Annotated in this window: 19 protein-coding genes; 2 read left to right on the top strand and 17 right to left on the bottom strand. The window is 42.4% G+C overall.

Features of this window, described 5'->3' with window-relative positions; genetic code table 11:
* Positions 1-8 precede the first annotated feature (8 nt).
* The gene (gene sucC / locus ACWPWY_RS04395; protein ID WP_454190565.1) at positions 9-1,169 is read right to left on the bottom strand and encodes an ADP-forming succinate--CoA ligase subunit beta; all 1,161 of its coding nucleotides are present in this window, start codon (positions 1,167-1,169) and stop codon (positions 9-11) included.
* A gap of 255 nt (positions 1,170-1,424) precedes the next feature.
* Entirely contained in the window at positions 1,425-1,889 is a 465-nt protein-coding gene (locus ACWPWY_RS04390; protein ID WP_454190564.1) for a MarR family winged helix-turn-helix transcriptional regulator, read from the bottom strand.
* Between the two features lie 374 nt (positions 1,890-2,263).
* Here ACWPWY_RS04390 and ACWPWY_RS04385 point away from each other — a divergent pair, with 374 nt between their 5' ends.
* The gene (locus tag ACWPWY_RS04385) at positions 2,264-3,877 is read left to right on the top strand and encodes a YifB family Mg chelatase-like AAA ATPase (RefSeq protein ID WP_454190563.1); all 1,614 of its coding nucleotides are present in this window, start codon (positions 2,264-2,266) and stop codon (positions 3,875-3,877) included.
* Positions 3,878-3,963: 86 nt separating this feature from the next.
* Here ACWPWY_RS04385 and ACWPWY_RS04380 read toward each other — a convergent pair whose 3' ends face one another.
* The 10 genes from ACWPWY_RS04380 to rplS all read right to left on the bottom strand — a co-directional run bounded on the left by ACWPWY_RS04380 (position 3,964) and on the right by rplS (position 12,322).
* Positions 3,964-4,215: a YolD-like family protein gene (locus tag ACWPWY_RS04380; RefSeq protein ID WP_454190562.1), complete on the bottom strand. Its 252-nt coding sequence runs from the start codon at positions 4,213-4,215 to the stop codon at positions 3,964-3,966.
* Between the two features lie 179 nt (positions 4,216-4,394).
* Complete coding sequence (locus ACWPWY_RS04375) at positions 4,395-5,282, bottom strand: hypothetical protein (protein WP_454190561.1); 888 nt, start codon at positions 5,280-5,282, stop codon at positions 4,395-4,397.
* Positions 5,283-5,527: 245 nt separating this feature from the next.
* Entirely contained in the window at positions 5,528-6,091 is a 564-nt protein-coding gene (locus ACWPWY_RS04370; protein ID WP_454190560.1) for a nitroreductase family protein, read from the bottom strand.
* A 243-nt stretch (positions 6,092-6,334) separates the two neighbouring features.
* Positions 6,335-6,757 carry a YraN family protein gene (locus ACWPWY_RS04365; RefSeq protein ID WP_454190559.1) on the bottom strand — a complete coding sequence of 141 codons (423 nt, stop codon included), beginning with the start codon at positions 6,755-6,757 and terminating at the stop codon, positions 6,335-6,337.
* Positions 6,758-6,769: 12 nt separating this feature from the next.
* Complete coding sequence (locus tag ACWPWY_RS04360; RefSeq protein ID WP_454190558.1) at positions 6,770-7,072, bottom strand: EscU/YscU/HrcU family type III secretion system export apparatus switch protein; 303 nt, start codon at positions 7,070-7,072, stop codon at positions 6,770-6,772.
* Positions 7,069-9,168, bottom strand: coding sequence for a hypothetical protein (locus tag ACWPWY_RS04355; protein ID WP_454190557.1), 2,100 nt, complete (start codon positions 9,166-9,168; stop codon positions 7,069-7,071). The genes ACWPWY_RS04360 and ACWPWY_RS04355 overlap by 4 nt, the downstream gene beginning before the upstream one ends.
* Before the next feature lie 161 nt (positions 9,169-9,329).
* A complete protein-coding gene (locus ACWPWY_RS04350; protein ID WP_454190556.1) occupies positions 9,330-10,007 on the bottom strand; it encodes a ribonuclease HII in 678 nt (225 codons plus the stop codon).
* A 178-nt stretch (positions 10,008-10,185) separates the two neighbouring features.
* A complete protein-coding gene (gene ylqF, locus ACWPWY_RS04345) occupies positions 10,186-11,052 on the bottom strand; it encodes a ribosome biogenesis GTPase YlqF (RefSeq protein ID WP_454190555.1) in 867 nt (288 codons plus the stop codon).
* Between the two features lie 61 nt (positions 11,053-11,113).
* Entirely contained in the window at positions 11,114-11,734 is a 621-nt protein-coding gene (gene lepB, locus ACWPWY_RS04340) for a signal peptidase I (protein ID WP_454190554.1), read from the bottom strand.
* Between the two features lie 246 nt (positions 11,735-11,980).
* A complete protein-coding gene (gene rplS / locus ACWPWY_RS04335) occupies positions 11,981-12,322 on the bottom strand; it encodes a 50S ribosomal protein L19 (RefSeq protein WP_211745967.1) in 342 nt (113 codons plus the stop codon).
* Positions 12,323-12,591: 269 nt separating this feature from the next.
* On the opposite strand from rplS, the gene ACWPWY_RS04330 reads away from it, so the two are divergent.
* Positions 12,592-13,536 carry a polysaccharide deacetylase family protein gene (locus ACWPWY_RS04330; protein ID WP_454190553.1) on the top strand — a complete coding sequence of 315 codons (945 nt, stop codon included), beginning with the start codon at positions 12,592-12,594 and terminating at the stop codon, positions 13,534-13,536.
* A gap of 114 nt (positions 13,537-13,650) precedes the next feature.
* Here the strand turns inward: ACWPWY_RS04330 and trmD are convergent, their stop codons facing one another.
* The 5 genes from trmD to ffh form a co-directional block, all read right to left on the bottom strand.
* Entirely contained in the window at positions 13,651-14,436 is a 786-nt protein-coding gene (gene trmD / locus ACWPWY_RS04325) for a tRNA (guanosine(37)-N1)-methyltransferase TrmD (RefSeq protein WP_454190552.1), read from the bottom strand.
* Positions 14,436-14,945, bottom strand: coding sequence for a ribosome maturation factor RimM (gene rimM, locus ACWPWY_RS04320; protein ID WP_454190551.1), 510 nt, complete (start codon positions 14,943-14,945; stop codon positions 14,436-14,438). Before rimM ends, trmD begins: the two co-directional genes overlap by 1 nt.
* Before the next feature lie 87 nt (positions 14,946-15,032).
* The gene (locus ACWPWY_RS04315; protein WP_454190550.1) at positions 15,033-15,263 is read right to left on the bottom strand and encodes a KH domain-containing protein; all 231 of its coding nucleotides are present in this window, start codon (positions 15,261-15,263) and stop codon (positions 15,033-15,035) included.
* Positions 15,264-15,286: 23 nt separating this feature from the next.
* Entirely contained in the window at positions 15,287-15,559 is a 273-nt protein-coding gene (gene rpsP / locus ACWPWY_RS04310) for a 30S ribosomal protein S16 (RefSeq protein ID WP_160036457.1), read from the bottom strand.
* Positions 15,560-15,604: 45 nt separating this feature from the next.
* Positions 15,605-16,984, bottom strand: a complete 1,380-nt coding sequence (ffh, locus tag ACWPWY_RS04305) for a signal recognition particle protein (protein WP_191798315.1) — start codon at positions 16,982-16,984, stop codon at positions 15,605-15,607.
* Positions 16,985-17,002: the final 18 nt, after the last annotated feature.

Raw genomic sequence — 17,002 nt, 5'->3', positions numbered from 1 at the left:
GGAATGAATTATTTCACGAGGGCAACGATTTTTTGTGCACCGTCTGCCATCGAATCCGCTGCTACGATGTTAAGGCCGGATTCTGACAAAATCTTTTTGCCAAGATCAACATTCGTACCTTCTAATCTTACAACGAGCGGTTTCGTAAGACCGAGCTGTTTTGCAGCTTCCACTACCCCGTCCGCAATTACGTCACAACGCATAATACCGCCGAAGATATTAACAAAAATACCTTCTACTTTTGCATCAGACAAAATAATTTTAAAAGCTTCTGTTACTTTTTCGGTTGTAGCACCGCCCCCTACATCAAGGAAGTTAGCCGGGTCCCCACCGTAATATTTAATAATGTCCATCGTTGCCATAGCAAGACCTGCTCCGTTAACCATACAGCCGATGTTCCCATCTAATGCTATGTAGCTCAGATCAAACTTGGAAGCTTCGATTTCTTTCTCATCTTCTTCATCCAGATCACGAAGTTCCTGAATATCTTTATGACGATAAAGAGCATTGGAATCAAAGTTCAGCTTCGCATCCAGCGCCATGACATTACCATCACCCGTTACTACAAGCGGGTTGATCTCTGCAATCGAACAATCTTTTTCTACAAAAGCTTCGTACAGAGCAAGCATGAATTTCGCTGCTTTGTTTACGAGCTCATTTGGAATGTTAATTGCATACGCTAGTCTGCGGGCTTGGAATACTTGAAGTCCAACAGCTGGATCAACAATTTCTTTGAAGATCTTCTCTGGTGTAGCTTCTGCCACTTCTTCGATCTCAGTGCCGCCTTCTTCGGAAGCCATCAGAACTACTCGTCCCGTTGCACGATCCACGACAACACCTACATAATACTCTTTACGAATATCGCAACCCTCTTCAATAAGAAGTCTTTTCACTTCTTTGCCTTCTGGTCCTGTTTGGTGCGTTACAAGCACTTTTCCAAGAATTTCAGAGGCATATTCACGTACTTCATCCAGAGATTTGGCTACTTTTACGCCGCCTGCTTTACCACGTCCACCTGCGTGGATCTGTGCTTTCACTACAGTCACCGGGCTTCCCAGCGACGCAGCGGCTTCCACCGCTTCTTCAACTGTGTAAGCTACTTTTCCGTTAGGAACGGCAACTCCGTACTGTTTCAGTACTTCTTTTCCTTGATATTCATGGATATTCATTCTCGAATCCTCCTATCAACATGACTGCAACAAGGCGGGCTAGTTAGTCATATTTCCTTATAAACCCACACCATTGTAACACGTTTTTAAAACGCTTACCTTAAAATCGATATCGAACTGAGTGTATTTTGATATCAATATCATTCCTAATAAAGAATGTTTGGGTAAAAATGGAAAAACCTTCTACACTCCATATCATGAGTAGTAGAAGGTTCTTCCGTTTCTAGACGAGTCAAAGCTCATTAATTTATAGTCCTAATTCTTCTTTTGTTTGTCTTCCACATTATTTTCGTGAACCTGTGTTAAAAGACCTGTGAATTGATTCAATAAAGATGTAAACTGTTGATCATCAAGACAAGCTTGATTTCGCATCGCATTCGGGATATGAACCGCTTCGTCCTGCAACATTTTTCCTTTTTCAGTCAGTGAAACAAGCACTTTTCTTTCATCATGTACAGAACGTTCTCTGTTGATCAGTCCTGCGGTCTGCATACGTTTAAGCGACGGAGTAAGGGTACCGGAATCTAGATAGAGGGCTTCTCCAATCTCCTTCACTGTACATTCCTCTCGCTCCCATAACACCATGAGCACTAAGTACTGGGAATAGGTGACACCAATTTTGTCTAGGTGCGGCTGGTAAAGCTTTGTTATCTCTCTTGAACAAGCATATATAGCAAAACAAAGCTGGTTCTCCAGCTTTAACTCTTCATGAATTTTCATTAATATTCCACCTGCTCCCTGGCATTCAAATCATGTTGGATTCTGTGCAAAATACATAAACAACCCAATCTTTGTATCTTATTTTATCATAGCAAATCTAAAATACCATATTTAATTTTCAATCATTTAGTCGCACCCTTAATTTATTACGGGAAATTATATTGTAGGAAACATATATGTAACACCAAGTGCCCTCTATTTTGTAGATTGACACATTGAAGCGTCTCTGTATACAATTCTCTTCAAGCCACTTAAAATTATAGTGTTCAAGTCTGTTTTATATAAATCGTTCATCTTGAAAATAAGGAAGCACCTTTTTTCATGTCTATCACTCATTCGTTGCAATGAGAATAACTGAAAAAGAGGTGTTTTTTTTGTACGGAAAACTATTTGGAGCTTGTTTATACGGGATCGACGGGGTACTCATTGAAGTAGAAACGGATTTGTCTAACGGCCTACCTCAAACTTCGATTATCGGACTTCCTGACTCTGCTATTCGTGAAGCTGTAGAACGTGTCCGAGCTGCGATTAAAAACTGCGGTTTTCAGTATCCGTTGCAGCGGATTACCATTAACCTCGCACCTGCCGACCTGCGTAAAGAAGGGTCTTCTTTTGATCTCGCCATTGCTCTGGCCGTTCTAACGACTAGTGAGCAGCTTATCCTTCCTGTAGATAAGAAGACATTATTTTTAGGCGAATTAGCACTCGATGGAAGTCTGAGGCCTGTACCCGGTATCCTCAGTATGGTAGACCTTGCTCGCCGGCAAGGCTTTGATTCTGTTGTCGTTCCCATAGAGAATGTAACCGAAGGTTCGGTTATCCAAGGAATTGAAGTCTATGGTCTTCGTCATTTAAGAGATTTGGTTCCTTCTGTGCCGGAAGACACGGATTCATCTGTATCCAAGGGAAAAATACAGCAAGGTAGATTACAGCTCGAAAACTACACTCATCTGTCTATGAAGAAATATGAATCACAAGTTGAGTCTGCTGTAGCATCTCCTTACATGATGGAAGACTATATTGATGTTTTGGGTCAGCAGCATGTGAAAAGAGCGCTCACTATCGCTGCCGCTGGAATGCATAATATCATGCTTGTTGGTCCGCCAGGTACGGGAAAAACGATGCTCATTAAGCGTCTGCCAACCATACTTCCCCCGCTTACCGATCAAGAAGCACTCGAAGTCACCAAAATTCTAAGCGCTTCAGGCAAATTAAAAGATGGACTGAATAGGCTTGCAAGGGTTCGTCCATTCCGTTCTCCACACCATACGATTTCAGCCGCCGGCCTGATCGGAGGAGGAACGATACCAAAACCAGGAGAAGTCAGTCTTGCTCACCGAGGAATTTTGTTCCTGGATGAACTTCCTGAATTTAACCGCCAAGTTCTTGAAGTACTACGACAGCCGCTAGAAGATCGTCAAGTAACACTTAGCCGAGCCCGAGCTGCTTTTACATTCCCTGCTCATTTCATGCTCGCCGCCTCTATGAATCCTTGTCCGTGCGGCTATGCTGGAAATGATCCTAAACAGCAGCGATGTACTTGTACTCCTCATAAAATAGCCGCCTACCGTGCCAAAATATCCGGTCCGCTGCTGGACCGGATTGATCTGCAAGTCGAAGTCCCTCGGCCCAAAGAAGGGTTTGAGGTGAAGATTACTTCCTCTTCTGCCGAGCTCCAGGCTCAAGTACTCGCTGCACAGAAAATTCAGGAAGAACGGTATAAGGGGCTACCCATTTCTTGGAACAGTGAACTATCGGGTAGTTTACTTCGGCGGACCGCTGTTCTTGATAAGCCGGCCGCGGACATGCTTCATCAGACGATTGATGCACTCGGACTCAGCATGAGATCTTATGATCGGATTCTCAAGATGGCTCGTACAATTGCAGATCTAGCAGGGGATGAACAGATTTCTACACTCCATGTGGCAGAAGCAATCCAGTATCGGAATTTAGATGTGAGATCCATTGCAATACAAGAGTATGAATAAGGGGAACTTCTCTGAAGTCTAACATGAGAAATCAAAAAACAAACCCATCTTCTTACGAGGATCGGGTTTGTTTTGTTTTCTGGCTATTAATCTCTAGGGTAATCCATTCTCATAATATCCATAAAAGGAACTTTATACAGTCCTTCTTCAGACTGAATATGTACCTTGCCTGTACGTGAATCCATCGTCAAGATCTGACCTCGTACGGTTTCTTCCCATGCCCATACCGTCAATTCAATTGTGGATTTTTCTTGATAGGCTTCTGACAACTGGTTCCCTAATTCTTCTAGTACAAATTCATCTCTTGTTGGCCGTTTTGGTACTTTGGATCTTGCCATGATGATGTCCTCCTATCACTTCATGCTATATTTTGAGTTATTATTTAATTCAGTTATTTTGCAAAATGCTCATTTAAGATATTGTCTTTGAAAGGTTCATTATATCGCATATCCGAACTGTAGGATAACTTTTTAATCAAATCCCCACGGTTTTATCATATCCTTGTACAGTCTAAAGCCTATTTCCATCTTCGATCAAATTTACTCAGATCATTCAAAGCTTGATCCATATCATACTTTCTCAGTAAATCATTGATTTCCACATACTCTATGACTCCAAATCTTGCTTTGTAGAAAGCGAGTTTCTGTATTCTGTAGGGCTCTGCTTCTAATCGATTCAGTAAATAATAGGTCACTAGTTCTGCAGCTTCTTTCCAGTTATATCCGTGTTTCTTAGTCGTTCTGATATCATACAGTGTATCCCCAATAATAAAATCAGCAGAAGCACCACCTACTCTTCTTCGCTCCTCATCAAAGGAAGGGAAATACTTTATCTCTGTCCTTTGTTCATAAGGAAAATGTTCTTCAAAGATATGACATAGAAGCTTTAGGTCGCTCTCTACATCAGGCATTGGGGGATAGATGAACTGCTCAACAAACTCAGTTGGACTACCATAAGTAGCATGTACACCGAGCCGGTAGATCGTATCCAGTTTACTCCACATAAAGGCTCCACGGATTAATTTCTCTTCCGGAACCTCTTTTCCTCTTATATATGCATCCCGAATTCCAGTGAACTCCTCAAAAAGATGAGTCAGCTCCCCCATCGCAGGTACATCGGAAAAGAATTCATGAATCACTTCATATCCTTTTCTTGCAAGCGGATTGAAGGCTTTATCAGGAGAATCTTGATTTTTCCTGGCCAAAACAGCACTGATCATATATTGAAAAGATACCCGAACGAGTCCGGATACATAGCTCGTAAAATTAGATTCTGCGAGTACCGATTTATTTTTGAAAGGAGGAAATTCCGTAGAATAAGATTTAAAATCTGCTGCTTTCGGCGTAACCTTACGGATGATTTCTTGAAAATCCTTATTTGTATGAATAAGGGAAGTTAAGCTCAAAGTATGCCACCTCGTATCGGAGTATCAATCTAAAGAACGAAGATGATATCTATAAAATGGATTTCACCATTCTTAACCAATCTCAATTATAGCACAAACGTTCGTATTTTTCTCGTAATAAACCAATTTTCTAAACGATAAAAATAGATAATGAACAAACCAAAAAGAAGTTCCTATGACATGTGACTGTCAAAAGAACTTCTCCTTGTAATAGCTCTTCCCTATGATCAACTACTAGTTACTATCTATTTAAATACCGTTAATTTTTCAGATGCTGGTGTACGTTCTTGTGGTTTAGGTACGACATCAGCATAGCCAATATAAAGCATACCTACAATCTTCTCACCTGGAACAATACCAAGCGTTTCTCTAAACTTAGGACCGTACAAGAATGGTTTCGTCACCCAAAAAGTTCCAACCTCTTCGGCCCAAGCTGCTAACATAAAGTTCTGCACAAGCGCACTTGTTGCTGCAAAATCTTCATCCCAAATCGCTTGTCTTGGATCCTCTTGCATGACTACAAGCATAATAGTCGGCACATTAAGGACCGTAGTTACAAACTTGTTGTCTTCTCCCATCTCAGCAGTAATGGCTTCTGACAACTTTTGACGTCCCTCTTCCCGGAACAGTAAAAATCTCCATGGTTCACGAAGCTTATGATTCGGTGCCCATACGGCTGTGTCTAAAAACTCCGTAATTTTCTCTACAGGTACAGGTTGTTCTTGAAATTTCTTAATCGTGCGGCGTCCACGGATAACTTCCTTTATGTCCAAGTTCTTTGCTGCAGCTTGTACAGGTGTATCACTCATTCTTATTTCCTCCTCAAGAAAAGCTCAAAGTTATTTTTCACAAGTATATGAATAATGAGAATCTTTATCAATTAAGTACTGTTCCTAGCATACCTTGGTAATGCTTGTAAAGTCAATTCCTCACAATAGAAAAAGTCCAGTACCCACTCGGTTGTTTCCCCAAGGGTCTGGACGGACGTTCACCGTTAACTCTACAATACGCTCTTTACTTCACTTTACTTTACATAGATTAAATATAATTTATTAGAAAGCATTTTCAATATGCTCAATCTCTACCGGTCCCTCGGACCAATTCACTGAAGGAAGTAAAACACCCATTACATCAAACCTTATCTGCCTATTGCCAAGACGACGTTCTTGAAGATACACCGCGGCAGTCTGCCGAACCTGATTTATTTTACGAAGATTCACAGACTCAAGAGCCGTGCCATACTGATGCGAACCGGTACGACTCCGAACTTCCACAAAAATACACACCTCATCTAGTACAGCGATAATATCAATCTCACCGCTTCGGCATCTCCAGTTTGTTTCCATGATTCGGTAACCTGCCTCTATTAAAAACGCAACGGCAGCTTCTTCTCCTGCTTTTCCTTTGGCTTTCCGTGTATCTTTGGGCACTTTACTACGAGATTTGGCTCCATTAGGAACTTGTCCGTTATCCATCGCAATTCCTCTCTACTCGGGAAGAGTATAAACTTTTGCTTTTTGTTCTGCTTGATAGACAAATGTCAGCACTTCAGCAACGAGTTGATACAGTTCAGGAGGTATTTGGGTATCCAAATCGAGCTTGGAGAGAACTTCGACCAAAGCTGCATCTTCCTGAATCGGCACACCATGTTCTCTTGCTTTTTCTAATATCGAATCTGCCAAAGTGCCGTTGCCTTTTGCTACGACGACCGGTGCTTCTGCTTCTCCCGGTGTATATTTTAAAGCGACTGCCCTTTTTTGCTCTGTTTTTCGTGAGGTGTCCTCTTTCATATTCGCATATCCACCCCTTTATAAGAGTCAGGTACATATGTTTCTGACAATTGTTTTGATTGGAGCCCTGATTCCCGGTTGCTTGAAAAGGATTCTTTAGTTACTACTTCAGAGCGAAATACGGAAAGTTGGTACCCCGTGTTCTCAAGTAGTGATCCAATCTGATTACGTCCTTCTTCAAAAATACGAGCAGAAAGCTCATTATCTGTACGAACATGCAAACTGATTACTCTACCGACCACCTGCATGTCTATTAAAGTTGGGCCAAGCTGCTTCATATTCAAATCAAACCAAATCCGGCAATGGGATGCATCCAGCTCACCCCTTGGTCCGCGCCGAGACTCGATTTGAACATTTGCCGTCACTTGTCCGTCTGCTCCGTTTAATGGGATAAACCAATTCATCTGCGCAAAGGGAGTAGTCCGGTCTGTATTCATTAGCAGCTGATGCCCTGTAAGCAAGTGTACAAGCTGCCCGGCCGTCTCTCTCACAGCTGGAGAAAGTTCCGTACTTGCCTCTGCTTGCAGCAGCAAGCCCTTCAGTGTGTCCGCTTGCTCTGCTGCAGCTACTATACTCTGCGCGGGAACTGACAATGTCCCGCGCACAATCTGCTGCTCGTACTCCGCACCGAGCAGCTTCAGCACACGTCCCACCCACGAGTCATCACTCGTGGCGGCTGTCGTGTGCCCGGGTGCTGGCTGTGCATCAGCACCCTGTCCCTGCTGCGGTGTGTCTGGCATCGCAACAGCTTTGCTGGCCGGGTTCTCGCTGGGCGGCTCGATTTGCGGCGCTGCCTGCAGTTCCTGCAGCAGGTTTGCCACACGCTGGGCCAGTTCAGGCCCAGGTGGTACAACTGCTGAACGAGTAGGAATCCGTTCTGCATCTCCCTGAACTGCCGTTCCTGCGTTTGCAGATGTATTGATGGACTGCTCTTTTTCACTCGTCGTAGATAGGGATACAAACTTCATATCTCTTACCATTGAATTTCCATCGTTATTCTTCTTGCTCGTATATTCGTCACCAAGACTCTGGCTATTTCCCTCACTAGCAAGTGCATTCTTAGGAGCCTGATTCTGTTCCTGGCTACCATCTGTAACGATACTCGCACTCTGTATATTTCCACTAACTTTTAATCCGTTATCTTGTGTATTTACTTTAGAACTCGTCATTCCTTCCGATTCAATTGCAGCCTGTTCCCCTGTAGTAACAGAACTTAGATCACTCGTATTCTTTGCGCCCATTCCTGCAGCTTTAGAACCGAGATCCCCATTCGTTAGCGGTGTTGCCGCGCTTCCTACAGCACTTTCAGTACGAAGACCCGTAACACTAAACTCGGCAGAGGGCACCATACCTCTTTTACCTTCCGTCATACTAACATTCCCACTAACATTCTCTGCTTTCGTTTCAGAACGGAACGGCATCTCAGAACCTAGGAATGGGGTCCGGTTCCCGTCTAAGATCCCCTCCGTTTTAGCAGAAGTCCCCTTCCATGTAGAGTCTGCCGTGATGACTTTTTGCAGCATCCCATCAAGTTCACCCATCAGTTGGTCCAGCGAAGGTCCATACAAAGCCATATGGAGACTTTGGACACTCGTTCCAGTAACGGGAAGTCCTCTTTGCATAGCAAGACTTACCGAGTTCACCCATTCTTCTAATTTTATAGTTTCAGGTTTCGCCGTCATTGTGTTTTGCACGTTTGTTACATTTTCTTTCGTAAGATGTATACCGCTTTGCTGCATCGCAATCAGCAATTGCCGATTTTCTTTGGTATCGGTCAGCTTAAGCGAACTTAGGAGATCCGTCATTGTCCCGGGTGATGCAGATGCAAGTGTTCCTTCATACGGCTTCATCACGATCATGCCGTCTTTATTCGGGGGACCTACTTGAAGTAATGCCGTATCCCCCACTTTTAGCTGTGTGTCCAGTGCAGCGCGTACTTGAACTCCTTTAATTTGGAGAACCGCTTCTTTTTGATCCGCGGACACCTGCACAACGCTTGCCCGAACCACCTGTCCTTCTTTTAATTCGAGCGACTTTGTTCCTCCCGCTGTTTTTGAATCACCTAGCAGTCCTCGTAAGGTTTGTCCTATATTCATGGGAGTAATTCCCCTTTCATTGCATTCTGCTCTGTCTCACCGCTGTACTTTATCATTTTTATCGGTTATCCCTCGATCACACTGAAGAAAAGCCGCAATTAAAAAAGATAACTTTGATATAAAACCAAAGTTATCTTCTATCCTGGTACCTCAGTTGTATATTAGAATAACGTCGGCTGTTCCTGCTCACCCAAAATTTTGCCAAGAAAGCTTCGCCGATGCATAGGGGTAGCCCCTAAAGCCAGCAGCTGTTCTCTATGAAATTTAGTTGCATATCCCTTATGTACGGCAATCCCGTATTCCGGATACATTTCATCCCATATATCCTTACACATCCGGTCTCGTGTCACTTTAGCAATAATTGAAGCCGCGCCAATGGATTGACTATTGGCATCCCCTTTAATGATCGATAATTGAGGGATCGGAAGATCCACCGTTTCTGCATCAACCAGTAAGTGATCTGGCGCTACGGAGAGTAGTTCCACTGCTTTTTTCATAGCGAGTCTGGAAGCTTGTCTAATATTGATCCGATCAATCGTTTCGACATCACAGATCCCTACGCCAACGGCCAGCGCTTCTTTCATAATGATGTCATAGAGCAAGTCGCGTTTTTTGTCCGATAGTTTCTTGGAGTCATTAACTCCATCAAGAACAAGCCCTTTGGGGAGAATTACCGCAGCAGCAACCACATCTCCAAACAAACAACCTCTTCCTACTTCATCAATTCCTGCAATATATTCGGCTCCGCTTTCCCATGCATCTCGTTCATAGCGCAACATATCTATCGTTTTATTCTCTTCTTCCTCATAATCTAACATATCAAGCTCATGATTCTTCAATAGAGATCTTCCCCTTCGCGGTATTACTCAGTATTCATTATCATAGCATATGTAACCTTATACGAGAACCTTGTCTACTACGGGATCTATTGTGAAAAACTTGGCATAAAAAAAGTCCCTGCTTAAAAAGCAGAGACTTTACCTACCTATTGAATTCAAAGCTGATTTCGCAAATCGTTTAGTAAGGAGCTTCCAGACTGAAACGTCCAAGTTTGCCCGCTCTCAGTTCCCTTAATAAGATAGAGGAAGCTTTCTCAAGATCTACTCGTCCACCGCTGATGATCGCACCGCGTTTACGTCCGATTGCTTCCATAATAGCAACAATCTCATCGGCATTATCGATATCCTTAGGCTGTTCTTCCAAACCATAGCGTTCTTTCATTGCCGGCCAGTAGAACTGAACAAGATATTTGATAGCAAAAAATGCGATTTCTTCAATATTCAGAATTTCTTCTTTAATTGCTCCCGTTACCGCGAGACGATATCCTACATTCTGATCTTCAAATTTAGGCCACAGGATACCTGGGGTATCCAAAAGCTCAATCTCTCTGTTCGCTACCTTAATCCATTGTTGAGCCTTTGTAACACCAGGTTTGTCTCCTGTTGCTGCAATGTTACGGCCTGCCATTCGGTTAATCAGCGTCGATTTTCCAACGTTTGGAATACCAACAATTAAAGCACGTATAGGCCGAGGGTTAATTCCTTTTGCAATCTGTCTGTCGATCTTATCTTTGAACAAAAGTTTGGCAGTTGCCGGAATATCTTTTACACCCGTACCAGTATTTGCATCAATCGCAAGGGTTGTATGCCCTTCCTCTTTGAAATGCTTGATCCACTCTTGTGTAACTTCAGGATCGGCTAGATCTGCTTTATTCAGCAAAATCATCCGCGGTTTGCCTTGCAAAATCTCATCAATCATTGGATTTCGGCTGGAAATCGGCAAACGTGCATCAATTAGTTCGATTACTACGTCAATCAGTTTCAGTTTATCCTGAATCTGACGACGTGCTCTTGTCATATGTCCGGGAAACCATTGTATAGTCAAGTTCATTCACCTTCTTTTACACAGCATTTCTGATAAACCTATACATCAATCAGAATAAGTCTTAGTGGTTAATCCACTCAATATCTTTAATTGGCCAAAAGATTACATCAGCTCTACCTACAACATCTTCGAGCGGTACATAACCAATCATTCGGCTATCCGTACTATTACTACGGTTGTCACCCATTGCGAAAATCATGCCTTCAGGCACTTTTCCATCCGGGAAAAATTCATTTGGAAAGTTATACGTATTATACTGACCGCCGCTATCCTGTGCTTCTTCAATGGCTTCCTTTAAATAAGGCTCATCGATAACTTGCCCATTTACTTTTACCGTATCTCCATCAACTTCCACCGTATCGCCGCCTACCGCAATGACCCGTTTAATAAAATCCCGGTTTTCGGAAGGAACGTGAAACACAACAACTTCTCCACGTTTCGGCTCTCTAATATCATACAAGATCTGATTCACAATGACTCTTTCACCCGTATGAAAATTAGGCTGCATTGAAGGACCATCTACAATAAAAGGTTTAAACAAGAAGAAGCGAATAATGAAAACCAGCACTAAAGCAATCGCAATAGCTTTCGTCCATTCCCAAACTTCATTTTTTACTTTCTTTGATTTAGAATCTCCATCTTGTGGTGGATTCAATCGTCCATTTTGTACATCCTGCTCCATAGCTCGTTCTCATCCTTCCATGTCATCAAAATGACGCATTTAACGAATTTATGTATGATTCCTTTTCCTTATAAATAGGTTACCTATTTTGAGCAAGGAAACATCATCTACTTAAGAGTCCCTCAAGCTATTGTAAGAGAAATAAGTACAGGTTACAACTTTCTATTTCAGCATTACCGAGCAAGAAAGATAAAGTAAAAAAAGCAAAAAGGGCTTGTTTCCAAGCCCTTTCCGTTATTCGTTATATTAACGAATTTCTTTAATTCTCGCTGCTTTACCGCGAAGTTCACGAAGATAATAAAGCTTCGCACGACGCACTTTACCACGGCGAGCCACTTCGAGTTTATCGATTTTTGGGGAATGAAGCGGGAAAGTTCTTTCCACACCTACACCGTAAGAAATTTTACGAACTGTAAAAGTCTCACTGATTCCACCACCACGGCGTTTGATTACTACACCTTCAAACAACTGGATACGTTCGCGTGTTCCCTCGATAACCTTAACGTGCACTTTTACAGTGTCACCAGGACGAAAGTTCGGCAAATCAGTACGTAGTTGTTCTTGTGTAATCGCTTGGACGATATTCATCTATGACTCCCTCCTTCCGTACAGGTGTTCATGTATCTTCCGGATACTCTCAACGTTATCCATCATCATCCACAGAGGACCACCGTATTCCACACAACAGAATAATTATAACATGTGGCACTAATATATTGCAAGTATCCTGCTCTATTAATTTATAAAGATATATTGTAAGAACCTTGTAACTTTCTAGCGATCCTTCTCGTTTAGGATAGAGAAAAGATAATCTACAAGGAATCTTCAATCTTTGATGATTTTAAAAGGAGAACTGTATGAACCGCAAGTTTTTAAAAAAATGGAGCCCTCGGCTTATTATTGTCCTAGTCGCTATGATTTTATCATACGCAGCTCTGGTTACACATCCCACTAATGCTTTCAGTCAAAAGGTTTGTACTTCGTGGCAAATGGTCAAAAACAAATCGTTTATATTGTCCCATCGTCAGCTTTCTGAGAATATCATCGACACTGCCTATGCTGAGAATGTAACGGAGCAGCAAGCCAAACAGGTTCCTGTACTTATGTATCATTATCTGGTTCCTAAATCCTTAAATAAAGAACCTGGCAATAAGTCGGTTATGAATGCAGAAGATTTTGAAGAAGGTATGGATTATCTACATCGTGAAGGGTATTATACTCCGACCCTGCAAGAACTTGAACAATATATTAATGGCGAAATTACACTGCCTAAAAAATCTGTTGTCATCACTTTTGATGATGGATATGAGAATAATCTAGTTTATGCCTATCCTATTTTGAAAAAATATAACTTTAAAGCAGCCGTGTTTGTCATCGGAAGTAAAACACAAGAAAATAATGAACCGTTTGATCCTGCTCGCAAAAGTTTTTTAACGAAAGCACAAATGGAAGAGAGCAAGGATGTATTCGAGTTCCACAGCCACACCTATAATCTCCACTATAAAGGTTTTGAAAAGTGCGGTTCTATCTACGCCGCTGGTCTAGACTCAAAACTGCTGAAACAAGATATGAAGCAAATGAAAGAGTTCGGTATTGATACCCCTTATTTTGCATACCCGTATGGTAATAAAAGTACACAAATGATGTATTATTTGCGTGAAGAAGGTTACCGTATGGCTTTCTCTGTAAGACAGGGCTTTGTAAAACCTGGTGATAATCCGATGAAGCTGAATCGATTAACCGTTACTACAGGTACCGATTTATCTGTCCTCCTCCATCCGCTGGATGAAACTCTGGAATGAAATGAAGAAGGCTGCCCCCAATGATATTCATGGGTGCAGCCTCTTTTTTATATATTAGACAATTATGCTCGGACCTAGATTTCCAAGTATCCATGAAGAGAATATGTCACCCGCTTATTCAGCTTCATTTTTCTGCTCATACTCACGAATCTGCTGCTCAAGCCATATCTTTTCCTTCTTCGTCATTTCTACATGCTCAAGCAGGTCTGGACGACGCGTATACGTCCGCCAAAGCGACTGCTGTCTACGCCATACATCAATATTACGATGATGACCAGATAGCAGTACATCCGGCACTTTGTGACCTCTATACTCGGCTGGTCTCGTATAGTGAGGATATTCCAAGAGGCCGGTACTAAATGAGTCCGTGATCGCACTTGTTTCGTTGCCGAGAACCCCAGGAAGCAACCTAACCACACTATCAATTACGACCATGGCAGGAAGTTCTCCACCAGTAAGTACATAATCTCCAGTAGAGATCTCGTCTGTAACGAGATGCTCACGGATTCGTTCATCATAACCTTCATAATGACCACAAATAAAGATCAGGTGATCTTCCTTGGAAAGTTCCTCAGCTTTTTTCTGAGTGAATGTCTCGCCTTGCGGGCACATCAGAATAATCCGCGGAGGTTTCTTAGAAGGATCAACTGCACCATTTTCTAAATCATCTGTACCTGTGATACTTTCGACTGCGTTAAAAATAGGTTCCGGTTTAAGAACCATTCCCCCGCCGCCTCCATAGGGCGTATCATCTACCTGACCATGTTTATTACCTGAAAACTCACGAAAATTGATCGCTTGTAAAGATACAATTCCTTTCGCTTGTGCTTTTCCAAGAATACTTGTCTCAAACACACCAGGAAACATCTCTGGGAACAGTGTTAATACATCTACCTTCATTAGATAAGCCCTTCCATCAAATGAACCGTCACCTTTTTATTTGTAACATCTACATGAAGTACAACTTCATCAATATAAGGCAGCAGAATTTCTTTTCCGTTGTTCGTTTTGACAACCCATACGTCATTGGCTCCCGGTGTAAGAATTTCTTTCACCGTTCCGATTTCTTCACCTTCGTCTGTAATCACAGTACAGCCGACAATTTGATGAAAATAAAATTCGTCACCCGAAAGTTCGGTTTGATATTCTTCGGAAACCTTGAGCATGGATCCTTTATATTGTTCAACTTCATTGATATCTTTGAATCCTTCAAATTGAACAACATACATATTTTTATGGAATTTTGCAGATTCCACTACAACAGGAATGATCTGTTTCGTGGTATCAAGAACCAGCTTGCTACCTTTTGCAAAACGTTCCTCTGGAAAATCTGTTAACGGCAATACCTTCAATTCACCTTTAATTCCATGTGTGTTCACGATCTTACCTACATTAAAAAATTGTGCCATAATTCCTCCTGTATATCGATAATACGATTCTATAAGCATGTACGAAAAAGGGCTAGGAAATGCATCCTAACCCCCTTTCGTATATCTTTAAGATACGATATCAACGGTAACCCGTTTATCCATCTTAACTGCTGCCGATGTGACGACCGTACGGAGTGCTTTCGCAATCCTCCCCTGTTTACCAATCACTTTCCCTACATCTTCAGGATGTACGGTCAGCTCATAGACTACCAGGCGATCTTTTTCAAGCGTCCGGACCGACACATCTTCCGGATGATCTACCAAAGCCTTCGCAATAACGCCGACTAATTGTTCCATAGATACCCTCCGTTATCAGCACCTTATTTCTGTAGTTTAGACTCATGGAATTTCTTCATTACACCCGCTTTGCTAAGCAAGTTGCGAACTGTATCAGATGCTTGTGCACCGTTTTGAAGCCATGCCAAAGCTTTATCTTCATCGATTTTAACCACTGCTGGTTGTTCAATCGGATTGTAGTAACCGATTTCTTCGATAAAACGACCATCACGCGGGGAACGGGAATCCGATACCACGATACGGTAGAAAGGAGCTTTATGAGCACCCATGCGTTTCAGACGAATACGTACTGCCATGAAAATTCACCTCCTTCAATGAAATTTAATTTATCATCATGGAACTTACCGGAAAGGGAACTTCATCCCTTTACCACCTGTAAGACCCTTGAGTTGCTTCATCGCTTTTTTGTTACCTTTAGGACCCATCATATCACTAAACTGCTTCATCACACGGCGCATCTCATCAAACTGCTTGATGAGTCGGTTTACTTCAGCAACAGTTGTACCACTACCGGCTGCAATCCGCTTACGTCTGCTTTGATTAATGATTTCCGGATTTTGTTTCTCTTCCTTGGTCATCGAGAATACAATGGCTTCAATTCTTCCCATTTGCTTGTCGTCGACTTTCAGATCTTTGGTCTGTTTCATCTTGCCCATCCCAGGAATCATATCCATGAGTTGATCAATCGGTCCCAGCTTCTTAATCTGATCCATCTGTTCCAAGAAATCTTCAAATGTGAAGGATGCGGTACGCATCTTTTGTTCCATTTCTTTTGCTTTCTCAGCATCAATATTGAATTGAGCTTTCTCAATGAGAGAGAGCATGTCACCCATACCAAGAATTCGTGAGGACATCCGTTCTGGATGGAACGGCTCCAAGGCATCGAGTTTCTCACCAAGCGTTATGAACTTGATCGGGCAACCTGTTACTGCCTTAACAGACAGCGCCGCACCACCACGAGTATCACCATCAAGCTTGGTCAGAACAACACCACTAAGTGAAAGCTGAGTATTAAAATGTTCTGCTACGTTCACTGCATCCTGACCTGTCATCGCATCGACAACGAGGAGCACCTCGTCTGGATTCACATGACTGTGGATCTGATGCAATTCTGCCATCAGTTCTTCATCAACATGAAGACGACCTGCTGTATCAATAATGACATAGTCATGATTGTTATCTTTCGCATGCTGTAAACCCTGTTTTGCAATTTCAACCGGGCTTGTCTGATCGCCGAGTGTGAATACTGGAGCATTAATCTGTTCTCCAAGTACTTGTAACTGCTTAATGGCAGCAGGACGATAGATATCAGCTGCAACGAGCAAAGGTTTTGCATTCTGCTTCTGAAGCAGTTTGGCCAGTTTACCGGAAGTAGTTGTCTTACCAGCACCCTGCAAACCCACCATCATAATAACAGTTGGTGGTTTATTTGCTTTGGCAAGCTTGGATTGGCTTCCGCCCATCAGCTCAGTCAGCTCTTTATTAACGATATCAATGATTACCATGCCGGGTGTAAAACTATCCATTACTTCTTTACCGACTGCTTTTTCTTTGACCTTCGTAATAAACTGCTTTACGACCTTAAAGTTAACGTCCGCTTCAAGCAAAGCAAGGCGAACCTCGCGCATTGCATCATTCACATCTTCTTCGGATACCTTACCTTTACCTCGAAGCTTGCCGAACACGTTCTGTAATCTCGCTGTTAATCCTTCAAATGCCATAAACACACCTCCTTCAAG

Source organism: Paenibacillus sp. Marseille-Q7038 (genome assembly GCF_965111595.1).
Note: the sequence above shows the minus strand (reverse complement) of the source record. Positions and strands in the feature narration are given on the sequence as shown.